11 protein-coding genes and 9 pseudogenes are annotated in these 17,415 nt (G+C 61.3%); all 20 read left to right on the top strand.

What is annotated here, in order from left to right; genetic code table 11:
• The first annotated feature begins 2 nt into the window (after window positions 1–2).
• A pseudogene (locus GKE73_RS25540) lies at window positions 3–1,539 on the top strand (UDP-N-acetylmuramoyl-L-alanyl-D-glutamate--2,6-diaminopimelate ligase).
• The gene (locus GKE73_RS26975; protein ID WP_512698919.1) at window positions 1,478–1,846 is read left to right on the top strand and encodes a Mur ligase domain-containing protein; all 369 of its coding nucleotides are present in this window, start codon (window positions 1,478–1,480) and stop codon (window positions 1,844–1,846) included. The pseudogene GKE73_RS25540 and the gene GKE73_RS26975 overlap by 62 nt, the downstream one beginning before the upstream one ends.
• Window positions 1,824–1,883, top strand: coding sequence for a hypothetical protein (locus tag GKE73_RS26970; protein WP_512698918.1), 60 nt, complete (start codon window positions 1,824–1,826; stop codon window positions 1,881–1,883). The genes GKE73_RS26975 and GKE73_RS26970 overlap by 23 nt, the downstream gene beginning before the upstream one ends.
• Window positions 1,884–1,894: 11 nt before the next feature.
• Window positions 1,895–2,572, top strand: a pseudogene (locus GKE73_RS26965) (UDP-N-acetylmuramoyl-tripeptide--D-alanyl-D-alanine ligase); the annotation flags it as partial.
• Window positions 2,553–2,777, top strand: coding sequence for a hypothetical protein (locus GKE73_RS26960; protein ID WP_312854406.1), 225 nt, complete (start codon window positions 2,553–2,555; stop codon window positions 2,775–2,777). The pseudogene GKE73_RS26965 and the gene GKE73_RS26960, both read left to right, overlap by 20 nt.
• Before the next feature lie 78 nt (window positions 2,778–2,855).
• Window positions 2,856–3,942: pseudogene (gene mraY / locus GKE73_RS08360) on the top strand (phospho-N-acetylmuramoyl-pentapeptide-transferase).
• 14 nt (window positions 3,943–3,956) lie between these two features.
• Window positions 3,957–5,327, top strand: a pseudogene (murD, locus tag GKE73_RS08355) (UDP-N-acetylmuramoyl-L-alanine--D-glutamate ligase).
• On the top strand, window positions 5,324–6,481 hold the full coding sequence (gene ftsW / locus GKE73_RS08350) for a putative lipid II flippase FtsW (RefSeq protein WP_230369717.1): 1,158 nt from the start codon (window positions 5,324–5,326) through the stop codon (window positions 6,479–6,481). Before murD ends, ftsW begins: the two are co-directional and overlap by 4 nt.
• Window positions 6,482–6,555: 74 nt before the next feature.
• A pseudogene (gene murG, locus GKE73_RS08345) lies at window positions 6,556–7,631 on the top strand (undecaprenyldiphospho-muramoylpentapeptide beta-N-acetylglucosaminyltransferase).
• A 43-nt stretch (window positions 7,632–7,674) separates the two neighbouring features.
• Window positions 7,675–9,042: pseudogene (gene murC / locus GKE73_RS08340) on the top strand (UDP-N-acetylmuramate--L-alanine ligase); the annotation flags it as partial.
• A 112-nt stretch (window positions 9,043–9,154) separates the two neighbouring features.
• Window positions 9,155–10,066 carry a D-alanine--D-alanine ligase gene (locus GKE73_RS08335; protein ID WP_230369716.1) on the top strand — a complete coding sequence of 304 codons (912 nt, stop codon included), beginning with the start codon at window positions 9,155–9,157 and terminating at the stop codon, window positions 10,064–10,066.
• A gap of 31 nt (window positions 10,067–10,097) precedes the next feature.
• Complete coding sequence (locus GKE73_RS08330; RefSeq protein ID WP_230369715.1) at window positions 10,098–10,493, top strand: cell division protein FtsQ/DivIB; 396 nt, start codon at window positions 10,098–10,100, stop codon at window positions 10,491–10,493.
• Window positions 10,406–10,804 (top strand): cell division protein FtsQ/DivIB, encoded by a 399-nt coding sequence (locus GKE73_RS08325; protein WP_312854548.1) that lies wholly within the window; start codon window positions 10,406–10,408, stop codon window positions 10,802–10,804. Before GKE73_RS08330 ends, GKE73_RS08325 begins: the two co-directional genes overlap by 88 nt.
• A 23-nt stretch (window positions 10,805–10,827) precedes the next feature.
• Window positions 10,828–12,039 (top strand): annotated as a pseudogene (ftsA, locus tag GKE73_RS08320) (cell division protein FtsA).
• Between the two features lie 114 nt (window positions 12,040–12,153).
• Window positions 12,154–13,338, top strand: a pseudogene (gene ftsZ, locus GKE73_RS08315) (cell division protein FtsZ).
• A 117-nt stretch (window positions 13,339–13,455) separates the two neighbouring features.
• Window positions 13,456–14,368 (top strand): annotated as a pseudogene (gene lpxC, locus GKE73_RS08310) (UDP-3-O-acyl-N-acetylglucosamine deacetylase).
• Between the two features lie 344 nt (window positions 14,369–14,712).
• The gene (locus GKE73_RS08305) at window positions 14,713–15,099 is read left to right on the top strand and encodes a tetratricopeptide repeat protein (RefSeq protein WP_230369714.1); all 387 of its coding nucleotides are present in this window, start codon (window positions 14,713–14,715) and stop codon (window positions 15,097–15,099) included.
• Window positions 15,023–16,258 (top strand): tetratricopeptide repeat protein, encoded by a 1,236-nt coding sequence (locus GKE73_RS08300; RefSeq protein ID WP_230369713.1) that lies wholly within the window; start codon window positions 15,023–15,025, stop codon window positions 16,256–16,258. Before GKE73_RS08305 ends, GKE73_RS08300 begins: the two co-directional genes overlap by 77 nt.
• Complete coding sequence (locus tag GKE73_RS08295; RefSeq protein WP_230369712.1) at window positions 16,228–16,572, top strand: glycosyltransferase family 9 protein; 345 nt, start codon at window positions 16,228–16,230, stop codon at window positions 16,570–16,572. Before GKE73_RS08300 ends, GKE73_RS08295 begins: the two co-directional genes overlap by 31 nt.
• 255 nt (window positions 16,573–16,827) lie before the next feature.
• Complete coding sequence (locus GKE73_RS08290; protein ID WP_230369711.1) at window positions 16,828–17,340, top strand: ParB-like protein; 513 nt, start codon at window positions 16,828–16,830, stop codon at window positions 17,338–17,340.
• Window positions 17,341–17,415 lie beyond the last annotated feature (75 nt).

Here is a 17,415-nt window from a genome sequence, read left to right as displayed (position 1 = left end):
CCATGAAAAGTCGATTGACGCTGCTGCCGGACTGGAATCCGGCAGAACTCGACAAACTGGGACTAGCCATCTCCCGGGTGGAGGCCGACAGCCGTCGCGTCTTGCCCGGTGATGTATTCCTCGGCGTGCCGCGGAGAATACACCGACGGCCGCGATTTCATCCCCGATGCGCTGGCCAAGGGCGCTGTAGCCGTGCTGTGGGACCCGTCTGATGATTTTGTCTGGCAGGCCGAATGGGCCGTGCCCAATCTGGCCGTGCCCAACCTGCGTGAACGCGCTAAGCATTGTGGCGGCCTATGTCTACGGCCAACCGAGCCAGGCGATGACGGTGATCGGCATCACCGGCACCAACGGCAAGACGTCCATTTCCCACTGGCTGGCACAGGCGTTTTCGCTGCTGGGCCAGAAGGCGGCGCTGATCGGCACCGTCGGCAACGGTTTTTATGGCGCGCTGACGCAAACGACGCACACCACGCCGGACCCGGTGACGGTACAGCAGAAGTTGGCCGAATACCGTCGTCAGGGCGCGCATGTGGTCACCATGGAAGTCTCCAGTCATGGCCTCGACCAGTGCCGGGTGCATGGCGTGGGCTTTACCACTGCCGTGTTCACCAATCTGACGCGCGACCATCTGGATTATCACGGCACCATGGAGCGCTACGGTGCCGCCAAGAAGAAACTGTTTTACTGGGAAGGCCTGCAGCACGCGGTCATCAATGTCGACGATGCCTTTGGTCGCGAACTGGCCGCCGGGCTGGATGCCCAGCAAACCCGCGTCATCAGTTACGGGCTGGAGCAGGGTGATGTACGTCCGCTCTCCCTTTCGGCCAACCTTGATGGCCTGCAACTGCAAGTGACCACGCCGTGGGGCGTGACCGAACTGCGCACCAGCCAGCTGGGCCGCTTCAATGCCGCCAACCTGCTGGCGTGTCTGGCTACGCTGTGCGCCAATGGCGTGCCGCTGGCCGACGCCGCCAGCGTGCTGTCGCGCATTCAGCCTGCGACGCGGTCGCATGCAGCGTCTGGGCGGCGCGCATGAGCCGCTGATCGTCATCGACTATGCCCACACCCCGGATGCGCTGGAAAAAGCGCTGGCCACGTTGGCCGAAATCCGTATAGCAGCACACTGTATTGCGTGTTCGGCTGCGGCGGCGATCGTGATCCGGGCAAGCGGCCGATGATGGGCGCCATTGCCGAGCGACTGGCCGACGTGGCTGTGCTCACCAGCGACAATCCGCGCACCGAAGACCCGCAAGCCATTCTCAACGACGTGCTGGTAAGCATGACACATCCGGCGCAGGTGCAAGTCGACCGCGCACTGGCCATCCGCTGGGCCGTGTCACACGCCCGTGCGGGTGACATTGTGCTAATTGCTTTAAGGGGCATGAAGATTATCAGGACATCGGTGGCGTCAAGCGGCCGTTCTCTGATTTCCGCGTGGCGGAAGAAGCGCTCACCGTCTGGGAGCAGCTTAAGCATGATGTCCTTGCAAACCGCTGCCGCGTTCGCCCAAGGCACCCTCGACGGGGCCGATGGTGAACTGTTGCGCGTGGTGACCGATAGCCGCGATATCCGTCCCGGTGATTTGTTTGTGGCGCTCAAGGGCGAGCGCTTCGATGCGCATGATTTTGTGGCCGATGTTCTCGCCAAAGGCGCCATTGCCGCCGTGGTACGGCAGGATTTTGTCTTGCCCGGTGCCGCGCTGATTCGCGTGGCGGACACCCGGCTGGCACTGGGACAACTGGCCGCTAGGCTGGTGCGCCAGCCTGCCACTCAAACGTATCGGCATTACCGGTTCCAATGGCAAGACCACCGTCAAGGAAATGGTGGCCTCCATCCTGCGTAGCCACGCCGGTGCTGACGCGGTTCTGGCGACGGCTTAAGCAACTTCAACAACGATATCGGCGTGCCGCTGACCTTGCTGCAGCTGACCACCGCGCACCGCTATGCCGTGATTGAAATGGGCATGAACCACCACGGCGAGTTGCGCTATCTGACCGGGCTGTTGCGGCCGCAGGTCGCGCTGGTGAACAACGCCATGCGCGCCCATGTTGGCCATTTTGCCCACACGGCGGATGTGGCGCGTGCCAAGGCGGAAATCTTTGAAGGCCTGATGGCTGACGGGGTGGCCGTGCTCAATGCCGATGATGCCAATCTGGCCATCTTCGACGCTGCGGCCGCCAGTCATACCCAGTTGCGCTTTGGCCTGAGCGCCGGTGCAGACATCACGGCGCGCGCGATCGAATTGTTGCCGCTGCACAGCCGTTTCGTTCTGGTGACGCCGCAAGTCGAAGTGGAAGTGACCCTGCCGACACCGGGTGAACACAACGTGCGCAACGCGCTGGCGGCGACCAGTGTCGCCTTGGCCCTGAATGTGCCGTTGACCGACATCGCTGCCGGGCTGGCAGCTTTGCCGGGGGTAAAAGGCCGCTTGCAGCAGAAGACGGCGCCGCATGGCGTCACGGTGATTGACGATACCTACAATGCCAACCCGGATTCGATGAAGGCCGGGCTGGAGGTGCTGTCGCGCTTCTTAGGCGCCGCGCTGGTTCGTGATGGGCGATATTGGTGAATTGGGCGCCACCGCTCCGGCACTGCATGCTGAGGTGGGCGCTTATGCGCGCACGCTGGGAATCGACGTCCTGCTGGGCGTGGGGGAACTGACCGGCGAGGCGGTGGCCGCTTTTGGTGCCGGGGCGCAGCAGTTTGCCACACTGGAGGCTTTGCAAACCTATCTCGACGGCCATTTGCTTAAGCCGGGACGTCCGTGTTGGTGAAGGGCTCGCGCTTCATGCACATGGAACGGGTGGTCGATCATCTGACCGCCGTAACACAACAGAACAAGGGAATATAACGTGCTGCTTTGGCTGGCTGCATGGCTTGGTGAACATGTCCGTGCTTTTAATGTTTTCAACTACGTAACCCTGCGCGCAGTGATGGCAGCGTTGACTTCGCTGACCATCTCGCTGCTGCTGGGGCCGTGGGTTATTCGCAAGCTGACCGAACTGAAGGTTGGTCAGGCGGTTCGTTCCGACGGCCCGCAAACGCATTTGGTCAAGGCTGGCACGCCGACCATGGGTGGCTCGCTGATCCTGATGTCGATCGGCGTGACCACGTTGTTGTGGTCGGACTTGACCAACAAATATGTCTGGTTGTTGCTGGCGGTGCTGTTCGGTACCGGTGCATTGGGGTTCTACGATGACTGGCGCAAGGTGGTGTACAAGGACCCGCACGGGGTGTCTGCCAAGTTCAAGATGCTGTGGCAATCGACCATCGCCATTGGCGCCGGGCTGTTTCTGATTCTGACCGCCAAGCTGCCGGAATCCACCAGCTTCATCGTGCCGTTCTTCAAGCACGTGGTGTATCCGCTGGGTGCCATCGGGTTTTGCGTGCTGACTTATTTCGTCATCGTCGGTACCTCCAACGCGGTCAACCTGACCGACGGTCTGGACGGCTTGGCCGCCCTGCCGGTGGTACTGGTGGCCGCCGGGTTGGCCATTTTTGCCTATATCGCTTAGCCACGCCGTGTTCTCGCGTTATCTGGCGCTGCCGTTTATTCCCGGCGCGCATGAGGTGGTGGTGTTCTGCGCGGCCATGTGCGGCGCCTGCCTCGGCTTCTTGTGGTTCAACGCCTACCCGGCCCAGGTGTTCATGGGCGATGTCGGGGCGCTGGCACTGGGCGCGGCGCTGGGCACGGTGGCTGTGATCGTGCGCCAGGAGATCGTGTTGTTTGTGATGGGCGGGCTGTTTGTGATGGAAGCGCTGTCGGTGATGATTCAGGTGACCTCGTTCAAGCTCACCGGCCGCCGCGTGTTCCGCATGGCGCCGTTGCACCATCACTATGAATTGAAAGGCTGGAAGGAAACGCAGGTGGTAGTGCGTTTCTGGATCATCACCATGATGCTGGTGCTGGCAGGTCTTTCCACCATCAAGCTGCGTTGAGGCAAGGACGAATCATGCGTTTTGATAACCGACACATCATGGTTGTGGGCCTGGGCGGCTCGGGCGTGGCCGCGGCCCGCTATCTGGCGGCCCATGGCGCACGCGTGAGCGTGGCCGACGTCAATCCTGCCGAAGCCAGGTTGGCCGAACTGCATGCCTTTGCGCCGGATGCCGACGTGCGCCGTGGCCCGTTCAGCGCGGCCACCTTTGCCGATGTCGACATGCTGGTGGTCAGCCCCGGTGTCCCGGTTGCCACCCCGGCGATTGCTGACTTCGCCCGTGCTGGCGGTGAGGTGGTGGGCGATGTCGAGCTGCTCGGGCGCGTCATTAGCTAGGCAATGGCAGCAAGGTGATTGCCATCAGCGGCTCCAATGGCAAGACCACCGTCACCAGCCTGGTCGGCCACCTGTGCCAGCAGGCCGGTCTGGATACCGTAGTGGCGGGCAACATCGGCTTGGCTGTGCTGGACGCGCTGCTGCAGCGTGAGCAAGCGCAAGCAGCCCGATGTGTGGGTGCTGGAGTTGTCCAGTTTTCAGCTGGAAACCACGCGTAGCCTGCAGGCGGATGCCGCAACGGTGTTGAACATTTCCGAAGATCACCTGAATCGTTACAACGATCTGCTCGACTATGCCCACGCCAAAACCGCCGTGTTCAACGGCCACGGCGTGCAGGTGCTGAACCGTGATGACGCGCTGGTTCGCGCCATGGTGCGGCCGGGTCATGCGGTCAAGTGGTTCTCGCTTTCCCAGCCTAAGCCGATTATGGCCTGACTGAACAAGCCGATGGCCATTGGCTGACGGTGGACGGCAAGGCGGTACTGGCGACGGCCGAGCTGCAATTGCAGGGGCTGCACAATGCGGCCAACGCGCTGGCGGCCATCGGGCTGTGCCAGGCCATTGGCTTGCCGCTGGCGGGCCTGCTCGTCTAACCTCAAAACCTTTCAGGGGCTGGCACACCGGGTGGAAAAGGTCGATGAGTTTGCGGGCGTGCTGTACATCGATGATTCCAAAGGTACCAATGTCGGCGCTACCGAGGCCGCACTCAATGGCATGACGCGCAAGGTGGTGCTGATTGCCGGTGGCGATGGCAAGGGCGAGGACTTTACCCCGCTGCGTGCCGCCTGCGAACGCATTGCCCGCGCAGTGGTACTGATTGGCCGCGACGGCCCGCGTATTGCAAGCGCGCTGGCGGAGGCTCCGTTCCCGGTCGAGCAGTTTGACACGCTGGAACAGGCAACGCGCGCAGCCGCCAGGTTGGCCGAAAACGGTGACGTGGTGTTGCTGTCACCGGCTTGCGCCAGCCTGGACATGTTCCGCGATTATGCCCATCGCTCGCAGGTGTTCATCGACACCGTGCAGCAGATCAAGAGCGAGAGCGCGGCATGATCGCCAACAGTGCACGTCGCCATGGCGTCATGACAGTGCTGGATGAAGCACTGATGTGGGCGATTGCGCTGTTGCTGTCGATCAGCCTGGTGATGGTGTATTCGGCCTCGATTGCCTATGCCGAGGCTGATGCGGCGACGCAGAACCGTTATTTCTATCTGATTCGCCATGTGGCCTTCATGACCATTGGTCTGGTGGGCGGGTATGTGGCGTTTCAGGTTCCGACAGCGATGTGGGAGAAGTATTCCGGCAAGCTGTTCCTGATCGGTGTGCTGCTGCTGGTGTTGGTGCTGATTCCGGGGATCGGCCGGGTGGTAAACGGTTCGCGGCGCTGGATTTCGCTGGTGGTGCTCAACCTGCAGCCATCGGAAATCATGAAATTTGCCACCGTGCTGTACGCCGCCGATTACACGGTGCGTAAGAGCCACAAGTTGCACAGCATCAAGGAGGGCTTCCTGCCGATGTTTGCCGCCATGGTGGTGGTGGCCTTCCTGTTGTTGCGTGAGCCGGACTTCGGCGCGCTGATGGTGGTGATGAGCATCGCCATGGGCCTGCTGTTTCTGGGCGGCATCAACCTGCGCATTTTCTCCGGTCTGGCGGTGATGGCGGTGGTGGCGATCGTGCTGTTGATCATTTCCTCACCGTATCGCCTCAAGCGCGTGCTGGGTTTCATGGACCCGTGGGACGACCCGTACGGCAAGGGCTATCAGCTGTCGCACTCGCTGATTGCCATCGGCCGTGGCGAGTGGCTGGGGGTTGGGCTGGGCGGCAGCGTGGAAAAGCTGTTTTACCTGCCGGAGGCACATACCGACTTCATCATGGCGGTGATTTCGGAAGAATTTGGTTTTCTTGGTATTTGCGTGGTGATCGGCCTGTATGCCCGGATTGTGCGCCGGGCCTTTCACATCGGCGTGGAATCGAAAAAGCTGGAACGCTACTACGCCTCGCTGGTGGCGCAGGGCGTGGGCATCTGGCTGGGGATTCAGGTGTTCTTCAACATTGGCGTCAACATGGGGTTGCTGCCGACCAAGGGCCTGACCCTGCCGCTTATGTCGTTTGGCGGTTCAGCCATGTTGCTGAACCTGATCTCGATGGCGGTGCTGTTGCGGGTGGATTATGAAAACCGCCGCATCATGCGCGGTTACAAGGTTTGACCGGGCGCACATCGTCGCCCGCTGACAAGACAGGGCCAGCTGCAGGGTTGGCCGAAACGAAAGAGAAACGAGCAATGGCAAAACGGACAGTCATGATCATGGTAAGCGGCACCGGGGGGCACATCTTCCCGGGCCTGGCCGTGGCGCATGAACTGCAAAACCGTGGCTGGAAAGTGATCTGGCTGGGTGCGGAAGGTGGCATGGAGACACGGCTGGTGCCACAGCACGGCATTGCCATCGAAACGGTACGGATTGCTTAGGCATGCGCGGCAACGGCCTGAAACGCTGGCTGATGCTGCCGTTCATGCTGGTGCGTGCCCCGGCGCAGACCACGGCGGTGATTTTCCGCCATCGGCCTGACCTCGCGGTGGGGTTTGGTGGTTATACCGGTTTCCCCGGCGGCGTGATGACGCGCTTGTGCTGGAAACCGCTGGTGATTCATGAGCAGAACTCGGTGGCTGGTTTGACCAACCGCCTGCTGTCGCGCATTGCCAGCCGCACGCTGTATGCCTTTCCCGGCGCGTTTGCTTAAGCGAGCAGAACCGCGTCGGCAACCCGGTGCGGGCCGAGATTGCGGCCGTTGCCGCACCGGAAGCGCGATTTGCCGGACGCAGCGGCCCGCTGCGCGTGCTGGTGGTAGGTGGCAGTCTGGGAGCCAAGGTTTTCAATGACCTGTTGCCTCAGGCGTTGGCGCTGATACCGGCGGCCCAGCGGCCGCAGCTGGTCCATCAGGCCGGGGCCAAGCAGATTGACACGCTCAAGGCCAACTACGCCGCGGCCGGTGTCGCGGCCGATTGCCGTGCCTTCATCGACGACATGGTAAGCGAGTATGCCGCCGCGGATCTGGTGATCTGCCGTGCTAAGCGCACTGACGGTGGCAGAACTGGCCGCCGTGGGTGTTGGCAGTGTACTGGTGCCCTACCCGTATGCGGTGGACGATCACCAGACCGGCAACGCCCGTTATCTGGCCGATGCCGGGGCGGCGCGCTTGCTGCCGCAAGCACAGGTCAGTGCGGCCGGGCTGGCCGAACTGCTGCAAAGAATGACACGCGAGCAGTGCCCGGAGATGGCACAGCGCGCACGGGGACTGGCCATTACCGATGCCGCCCAGCGGGTGGCGGATGTATGCGAGTCACTGACACAGGAATGACCGGTGGCCACGTCACGATGTGGCCCCAACAAGGCGAAAGCAGATGAAATACAGGGTTAATCACATACATTTTGTCGGAATTGGCGGCGTGGGCATGTGCGGCATTGCCGAAGTGTTACTCAATCTGGGCTACACCGTGTCCGGTTCCGATATGGCGGATAGCGCCACTACCAAACGGCTGGCCGATCTGGGTGCGCGCGTGTTCTTCGGGCACGACGCCACCTACATGGCCGGGGCCGATGTCGTGGTCACCTCGACCGCGGTCAAGGCCGACAATCCCGAGGTGCTGGAAGCCAAGGCACGTGGCATTCCGGTGATTCCGCGCGCCACCATGTTGGCCGAACTGATGCGCTTCAAGCAGGGCATTGCCATTGCTTAAGCACGCACGGCAAGACCACCACCACCAGCCTGACGGCTTCCATTCTGGGCGCTGCCAACCTTGACCCGACTTTCGTGATCGGCGGTCGTCTCAATGCCGCGGGCACCAATGCCCGTCTGGGTTCGGGTGATTTTCTGGTGGCCGAGGCGGACGAATCCGATGCGTCCTTCCTGTGCCTGACGCCGGTGATGGCCGTGGTGACCAATATCGATGCCGATCACATGGATACCTACGATCACAGCCTCGGACAAACTCAAGCAGGCTTTCGTGGATTTCCTGCACCGCCTGCCGTTCTACGGCCGTGCCGTGCTGTGCATCGATAACGCCAACGTACGCGACATCGTGCCGCGCATCACCAAGCCGGTAACGACCTATGGCCTTACCGACGAAGCCGACCTGTACGCAGAAAACATCCGTGCCGTGGGTAGCCAGATGCACTTCGATGTGGTGGTGAAACAGCTTCCCGCCGCTTCCCGGTCGTGCTCAACACGCCGGGCCGCCACAACGTGCTCAATGCCCTGTCGGCCATTGGTATTGCGCTGGAGTGCGGAGCCGATGTGGCCGCTATCCAGCAAGGGTTGGCCGAATTTGCTAGGCGTGGGCCGTCGCTTCCAGCGTTATGGCGAGCTGCCGTGCAAGGACAGCGGGCACTTCACGCTGGTGGATGACTACGGCCATCACCCGGTGGAAATGGCCGCCACGCTGTCTGCCGTGCGCGGCGCCTTCCCGGACAAGCGTCTGGTACTGGCCTTCCAGCCGCACCGCTATACCCGCACGCGCGACTTGTTCGAAGACTTCATCAAGGTGCTGTCCGGCGTCGATGCGCTGCTGTTGGCCGAAGTGTATGCCGCCGGTGAGACGCCGATCGTTGCCGCCGACAGCCGCGCCCTGAGCCGTGCCATGCGCGTGGCTGGCAAGGTGGAGCCGTTGTTTGTTGAAGCGATTGCCGACATGCCGCAAGCGATTCTGGATGTGGTGCGTGACGGCGATGTGGTGGTGACCATGGGCGCTTACTCCATCGGCACCGTGCCAAACTGGTGGCCTTGGCCAAGTAATGCACAGCGTGCCTGTCCGGCGACGGCAGGCACGGGTAAGACAAGATTGATCAGGCCGGTCAGGACCGGCGCGTTGAGGACTAAATGAAATGAAGCAGTACGGCAAGGTGGCAGTGTTGATGGGCGGAACCTCCTCGGAGCGCGAGGTGTCGCTGATGAGCGGCGCGGGCGTGCTGGGAGCGTTGCAAGCAAAAGGCGTGGATGCCCACGCCTTTGATCCCGCCGAAAAACCGCTGACTGCGCTGAAGGACGAAGGGTTTGCCTGCGTGTTCAACATCCTGCACGGCCCGTTTGGTGAAGACGGTACCTTGCAGGGCGCGCTGGAAACCATGGGCATGCCGTATACCGGTTGCGGCGTCATGGCCTCCGCTATTTGTATGGACAAATGGCGCACCAAGCTGCTGTGGAAAGGCGCTGGCTTGCCGATCCCGGATTTTGAACTGTTGACCGATGACAGCGATTTTGCCGCCATCGAAGCGCGTCTGGGCTTGCCGATTTTCGTCAAACCGGCGACGGAAGGCTCCAGTATCGGGGTGACCAAGGTGAAGCAGCCGGGGCAACTGAAAGCTGCCTACGAGGAAGCGCGCCAGTTTGACCCGATCGTGATTGCCGAGCGCTTCATCGGCGGTGGCGAGTACACCTGCGCCATCATCGACGGCAAGGCCTACCCGACCATCAAGATCGAACCGGCGACCGAATATTACGACTACGACGCCAAGTATTTCCGCGATGACACGGTTTACCGTTGCCCGTCCGGTCTGGCACCGGAGATCGAACAACGTGCGCGCGAGCTGTGTCTGGCGGCCTTCCGCGTGTTGGGCTGCTCCGGCTGGAGTCGTGTCGATTTTCTGATGGACGAGCAAGACGGCATTTATCTGCTGGAAGTGAATACCAATCCGGGCATGACCAGCCATAGCCTGGTGCCGATGGCGGCTCGTGCCGAAGGGCTCAGCTACGAAGACCTGTGTTTGCAGGTACTGGCAGCGGCCCATGTGGGATAACCATCGGTTACTGAGAGGCCTGGCCAATCTGTTGCTGGGCGCCGCAGTGCTGATGCTGGTGTATGCCGGGGGATTCTGGCTGACGCATGCCCCTGTGTTCCCGGTGAAAAAAATCCGCATCAGCGGCCAGATGACGCGGGTAACGCCGGAGCAGTTGAAGTTCATTGCCGAGCATGAATTGTCCGGCACGTTCTTCACGCTGGACATCGACAAGACCCGCGCCGCCTTTGGCAAGTTGCCGTGGGTGCGCGATGCCCGGTACGGCGGCGCTGGCCGGATACGCTGGATATTGCGGTTGAAGAGCATGTGGCACTGGCGCGCTGGGGCGAAAATGGCCTGGTGGATACCAAAGGCGTGCGTTTTGATGCGGCCAGCGATCAGAACCTGCCGGTGTTCAACGGCCCGGCCGGTGCGGAGAAAGACATGACAGCCATGTTGCTGCGCCTGCGTCAGGAACTGTCGGACGCCGGACTGGCACCCAAGGTGTTGTCGCTATCGGCGCGGCGGGCATGGAAAGTGGAACTGGATAACGGCATCAACCCGGAGCTGGGTCGGGGCGATGTCGAAAGCCGAGTAGGCCGGTTTGCCCGGTACTGGAAAACGGAACTGGCGGTGTTGCCATATCACATCGAATACGTGGATATGCGCTACCCCAACGGATTTGCCGTGCGGATGCCCGATTACAAGGCGCCGCTTAAGACAGGGAAAAACGCATTAAGCAGTTGGAGCGACAGGTGAGCAAACCTAAGGAAAGCAAGAGCATGCTGGTTGGCCTCGACATTGGCACATCCAAGATTGTGGCCATTGTGGCGGAAGTCCTCGAGGACGGTCAGCTCAACATCATCGGCATGGGCCAGACGCCGTCACGCGGGCTCAAGCGCGGCATGGTGGTGAATATCGAATCCACCGTGCAGGCGATCCAGCGCGCGCTGGAAGAAGCCGAACTGATGGCGGACTGCAAGATTCACGAGGTGTTCGCTAAGCATTGCAGGCAGCCACATCAAGAGCGTCAACTCGCACGGCATGGTGGCGATCAAGGATCGTGAAGTCACCCAGATGGATATCGAGCGCGTGATCGAAACCGCACGCGCCGTGACCATTCCGCCGGACCATCAGGTGCTGCACATCCTGACGCAGGAATACAGCATCGATGGTCAGGAAGGTGTGCGCGAGCCGCTGGGCATGAGTGGCGTGCGGCTGGAAGCCAAGGTGCACATCGTGACCGGTGCGGTATCCGCCGCGCAGAACGTCACCAAGTGCGTACGGCGCTGCGGGCTGGAAGTGTCCGATCTGGTGTTGCAGCCGATGGCCTCGGCCATTGCCGTGCTGTCGGAAGACGAGAAAGACCTTGGCGTGTGCCTGATCGACATTGGTGGCGGTACCACCGATATCGCGGTGTATGCCAACGGTGCCATCCGCCACACCGCGGTGATTCCGATCGCCGGTGACCAGATCACCAACGACATCGCCATGGCGCTGCGTACGCCAACCAAAGAAGCCGAGGACATCAAGATCCAGCATGCCGTTGCACTGGTGGGCATGGCGGATGCGGCACAGATGATCGAAGTGCCCGGTGTGGGCGAACGTGGACCGCGCCAGATGTCGCGGGCAACGTTGGCCGAAGTGGTGGAACCGCGCGTGGAAGAGCTGTTCCAGCTGGTGCAGCAAGAGCTGCGCCGTAGCGGCTTTGAAGAAATGCTGTCGTCCGGCATTGTGCTGACCGGTGGGGCCAGCCTGATGCCGGGCATGGTGGAGTTGGCCGAAGAAGTGTTCCACATGCCGGTACGCGTGGGCGTGCCCAAGTATGTGGGGGGTTGGCCGAAGTGGTGAAGACGCCGCGCTTCTCCACCGGTGTGGGCTTGCTGCTGTACGGCAAGGATCAGGTTCAGGCGCCTGTGGGGGTGAAGACGGAATCCGCCAGTCTCGGTGGCATCTTCTCCCGCATGAAGGCGTGGTTTGCAGGCAATTTCTAGGGCACGGCATGACTCGTGTCGTCAGCGTAGACGGCACGGGCGGCCATCGCCGGAGTGATCCGGCTTGGGCAGAACAGGGCAATAGCTAGCTCATCTTTATTTGAGGAGAGGGAAATGAGCGGAATGATTTTTGAAGTGATGTCGGAAACCGCAACCGATGCGGTGATCAAGGTTATCGGCGTGGGCGGTGGCGGTTGCAACGCCATCGACAACATGATTGCTTAAGCAACGTACATGGCGTGGAATTCATCTGCGCCAACACCGATGCGCAGGCGCTCAAGCGCAACAAGGCGCCGCAGAAGCTGCAACTGGGTACCAACCTGACCAAGGGTCTGGGTGCCGGTGCCAATCCGGAAGTGGGCCGTAGCGCTGCACTGGAAGACCGTGAACGCATCGCCGACATGCTGCGCGGCGCCAACATGGTATTCGTTACCTCCGGCATGGGTGGTGGTACCGGTACCGGCGCGGCACCGGTAGTGGCCGAAGTGGCCAAGGAATTGGGCATCCTGACCGTCGGCGTGGTCACCCGTCCGTTCGAACATGAAGGCAAGCGCCTGAAAGTGGCACAGAACGGTATCGAAGACCTGAAAAAACACGTTGACTCGCTGATCGTCATCCCGAACGAAAAGCTGATGGAAGTGCTGGGCGAAGACGTCACCATGCGTGAAGCCTTCCGCGCGGCCGATGACGTGCTCAAAGGCGCCGTGGCCGGTATCGCCGAAGTGATTACCTGCCCGGGCCTGATCAACGTCGACTTTGCCGACGTCCGCACCGTGATGAGCGAAATGGGCCTTGCCATGATGGGTTCGGCCTTTGCCGCGTAGCATCGACCGTGCCCGTGTTGCCGCCGAGCAAGCCGTGGCCAGCCCGCTTTTGGATAACATCACGCTGGAAGGCGCACGTGGTGTACTGGTGAATATCTCCACCGCCCCGGGTTGCCTGAAGATGAGCGAATACCGCGAGATCATGGGCATCATCCGTCAGTACGCCGACGAAGATGCACAGATCAAGTTTGGTACCGCCGAAGTGGAAGACATGCCGGAAGATTCGATCCGCGTGACGCTGATTGCCACCGGTCTGGGTCAGAAAAAACCGGTGCGCGAAGAGCGTCCGGAATACATCAAGATCGTCAAGACCGGTACCGATGATCTGGCAGTGGAGATGAATTACGACGATCTGGATACGCTTACCATCATGCGTCAGCGTGGCCGTCGCAGCGCGCCGTCGATGGATTTTTCCAATCCGGAAGTGAGCGAGAGCTACGATATTCCGGCCTTCCTGCGCAAGCAGGCGGACTGATCCGGTTACGCCGCGCAGATAGTTTTGTGCTATGCGCGGCAGCAAACCAATCAATAAAGCACGGTTGCCCGCTGTGCTAGAATCGGCTTTTGCCGAGTTGGTTGAGGGCCTGACATGATATTGCAGCGCACGCTGAAACAAGCGATCAGCGCCACGGGTGTGGGTTTGCACTCCGGCGAACGGGTCAAGCTGTCTTTATTGCCAGCGCCGCCCGATACCGGCATTGTTTTCCGTCGGACCGATTTGCCCGAACCGGTTGATGTGAAAGCAGAACCCATGCTGGTCAACGACACGCGCCTCTCCTCCACGCTGGTGACGGACACCGGCGTGCGTGTCGGCACGATCGAGCATTTGATGTCGGCCCTCGGCCGGGCTGGGTATCGATAATCTGGTGATTGAAGTCACCGCGGCAGAAATCCCCATCATGGATGGTTCTGCCGCGGCCTTCATTTATCTGCTGCAAACCGCCGGGATTGTCGAGCAGCCTGCCAAGAAGAAATTCATCCGCGTGACCCAACCGGTGGAAGTGGTGGAAGGGGACAAATGGGTGCGCCTGACGCCGCATGACGGCTTTGTCGTGACCTTGTCCATCGACTTCAATCACCCCGCTTTCAATCTGGCACCGCAGACGGTGACCATCGACTTTGCCGACCACTCTTACATTGATGAAATCAGCCGGGCTCGCACCTTCGGTTTCATGCATGAAGTGGAGTACATGCACACCCATGGCCCGGGCACGGGCGGCAGTCTCGACAATGCCATCGTGATTGACGACGAGTACGTGCTCAATCCGGAAGGCCTGCGTTTTCCGGACGAGTTTGTCCGTCACAAGATTCTGGATGCCATCGGCGATTTGTACATCGTTGGCTATCCGCTTATCGCAGCGTTCTCCGGCTACAAGTCCGGCCATGCGCTCAACAACACCCTGTTGCGCACGCTGTTGGCGACGCCGCGCGCCCGGGAGTTTGTAACCTTTGATGATCCGCTGGACGCGCCGTCCAGCTTCCATCGCCTGCCGGAGGTGGTGTAATCGTGCCGTGGTTTTTCAAGTGGTGGGCCTATCTGGCGGTACTGGCTACCGGCTGGGCGATGATCAGTCTGGCGCTGCATGGCCATAACCGGCATCTGCCCGGCTGACGCGTCTGCTCAAACTGTCTGGAGTGGTGGTCTCGCTGCTGGCGCTGGGACTGGTGCTATGGCACTGGTTGCCGCGGCTTAGCCACTAGGCCTCCTCTTTTCGGCCAACCTTGCTGCCTGCCCGTGAGTGGCGGGGCGCATGCCAGCGCGGTTCGCGCGCCGGAGCCCCGCACACCACCGGTCAGCCCCATCTGCGCCATGCCATGGCACACTGCTGTTACCCGATTATAGAAAGTCATGTCCGGTATGAATGAACAACTGGCCATTTCTCAGCTTAACCGTGCGCTGTCGTTACTGCAGCACGGCCAGCCAGCGGCTGCCAAGCCGATTCTGCTGAAAGTTCGTCAGGCTTTTCCCGATAGTCCGCAACTGTATTTTGCCCTTGGCCTCGCCTGTGCCGCGCTGCTGCAAAATGAAGCCGCGCTCGAGCATTTTGCCAAAGCGATTGAGTTGGCCCCGACTTTTGCTGCGGCCTACATCAATCAGGGCGTGCTACTGAAAAAGATGGGGCAGCCCGCCAAGGCGATTGCCTGCTACAACCAGGGCGATGGCGTTGCAACCGGCTTCGGCCTCGGTATTGAACAACCGTGGCAGCGCCTATCTGATGTTGCATCAGGTGGATGACGCCATCAGCGATTTCAAGCAGGCGCTGGAGCTGGAGCCGGGCTATGCCGATGCCTACTGCAATCTGGGCAATGCCTTTACCGAGCTCAATCGGTTTGAGGCGGCCCGCCTTGCCTTGCAGCAGGCGCTCGCGCTGGACCCGTCCATGGCAGATGCCCATCTTGCCCTTGGTAATGCGCTGGATGGCTTGCAGCGTTTTGACGAAGCCGTTGCCAGTTTTGATGCCGCCATCCAACTCAATCCGCGCTACGCCGCGGCGTTTTGTAACAAAGGCAATGCGTTGCGCACGCTGGCACGTTATGACGAGGCGTTGGCTTGTTACGAGCGGGCGCTGAAGCTGCAACCAGCGGATGTGGCCGCCATGCGCGGCAAGGCCAATACGCTGGTTGGCTTGCAGCGCTATCCGGAGGCATTGGCGCAGTTTGACCGGGCACTGGCGCTGGAAGCGGATCAGGCACTGACACGGTTTGACAAAGGCTTGCTGCTGTTGCTGCTGGGTGATTATGCCTCCGGCTGGGCGTTATATGAGGCGCGCAAACAGCATGAGAAACTGGCGCGTTACACCTGTAATCTGCGCCAGTTTGACTGGCCGGAATGGCAGGGTGAACGCGAACTGGCCGGTAAAACGCTAGTGCTGCATCAGGAGCAAGGCCCGGGCGACACCTTGCAAATGCTGCGCTATGTGCCGCTGCTGGCGGAACTGGGCGCCAAGGTGGTGCTGCTGGTGTCCGCGCCGCTCCAGCGAATGGCGGCCAGCGTCCGGGGGCCAGCAGGGTGGTTACGTGTGTTGAGGACCTGCCTGCGGTCGATCTGCATTGCCCGTTCATGTCGCTGCCGTACCGCTTCCAGACTACGCTGGCAACGGTGCCCGCCAGTGTGCCGTATCTGGTGGTGCCGTCAGATGTGCACGAGGCGTGGGCTGCACGTTTGCCCGCCACGGCGCGCCCCAGAATTGGCGTGGTCTGGTCCGGCTCGCGGCAGCACCGCAATGACCACAACCGCAGCATCGACTGGCCGACGTTTGCCGGATTATTTACCCTGCCCGCCGAGTTTCATTCGTTGCAGAAAGACTATCGCGAAGACGAGGCAATGCGCGCGGCGGCTAGCGTGCAGGATCATGCCGAGTGCTTGCAGGATTTCGCCGACACCGCCGGGTTGATCGCGCAACTGGATGTGGTCATCACCGTGGATAGTTCGGTGGCGCATCTGGCTGCTGCGCTCGGCAAGCCGACCGGATTCTGCTACCGGCCAATCCCGATTTCCGCTGGGGGCTGGAATCTGAGCAAACGCCGTGGTATCCGACGGTGCGGCTGTTCCGTCAGCCAGCGGCCGGTGACTGGAGTGCTGTACTGCAAGCCGTCAAGGCGTGTGCCCAAGATTATTTTGGGCTGGCAACGGCGGGTTGAAGGCGGCTGGGCATTGATCACAACGTGGCATGTGCGCCTGATTAATGGCGGATGGAGAGAGGCATGAGTGCAGGGATGAGCAATCAGCGTGGCGACAGGGGAATGATTCCTTGCTCGAGGGCGCACCTATGAAGCGGCATCTGTACTGGGGCGTGCTGGCGGGCTGGTTGTTGTGGTAAGCACTGGGTCAACGCGCGCCCGGCCTGCACGCCGCAAGCCGTGGTCGGCACGGTCTGTGAGCTGGGGTTGGCCGAATTGCACCCGACTCAGCCCGGCGTCGGGTTATTGCAGGTGGAATCGGAACAGCGCTGGCTGGCTAGGCATGACCGCAGAGCAACGCGAAGCGCACATTCTGAAGAAACGCATTCCGGTGGTGCGCGGCCCGCAAGGCCAATACTGGCTGGTAGACAGCCATCATCTGTCGCGCGCCTTGTGGAATAACGGCGAGCGCGAGGTGCCGGTGGTGATCGAGGCTGATTTGTCGGCCGAGCCGGATTTCTGGGCTGCACTGCGCCAGCGTCACTGGGCCTGGCTGCAGGATGAACATGGCGCGCCGATTGCACCGGAGCAGTTGCCGACGCGGCTTGGCGATTTGCCGGATATCCCTTACCGCTCGCTGGCCGGTTATGCCGCTTCGGTCGGCTTGTTCGACAAGAACGGTCCGGCCTATTTCATTGAATTTGCCTGGGCGCGTTATCTGGGCGAACAACTGCACTGGGCACCCGTCAATGCCGCCACGCTGGCCACGCGGCTGCGCGAGGCGGCACAGGTAGCCTGCCTGCCGCAGGCGGCCAGCTTGCCGGGTTATCCCGGCCGCGCCTGTATCGGCCACTGAGGTTGGCCGAACCTGGCGGGCCATTGTCACGCTGCCATTGTTACGGCGGCGGGCAAGGGCTCAATACGCTGTGCG

It is taken from the genome of Paludibacterium denitrificans, assembly GCF_009707705.1.
Taxonomy (GTDB): Bacteria; Pseudomonadota; Gammaproteobacteria; order Burkholderiales; family Chromobacteriaceae; genus Paludibacterium_A; species Paludibacterium_A denitrificans.
Note: the sequence above shows the minus strand (reverse complement) of the source record. Positions and strands in the feature narration are given on the sequence as shown.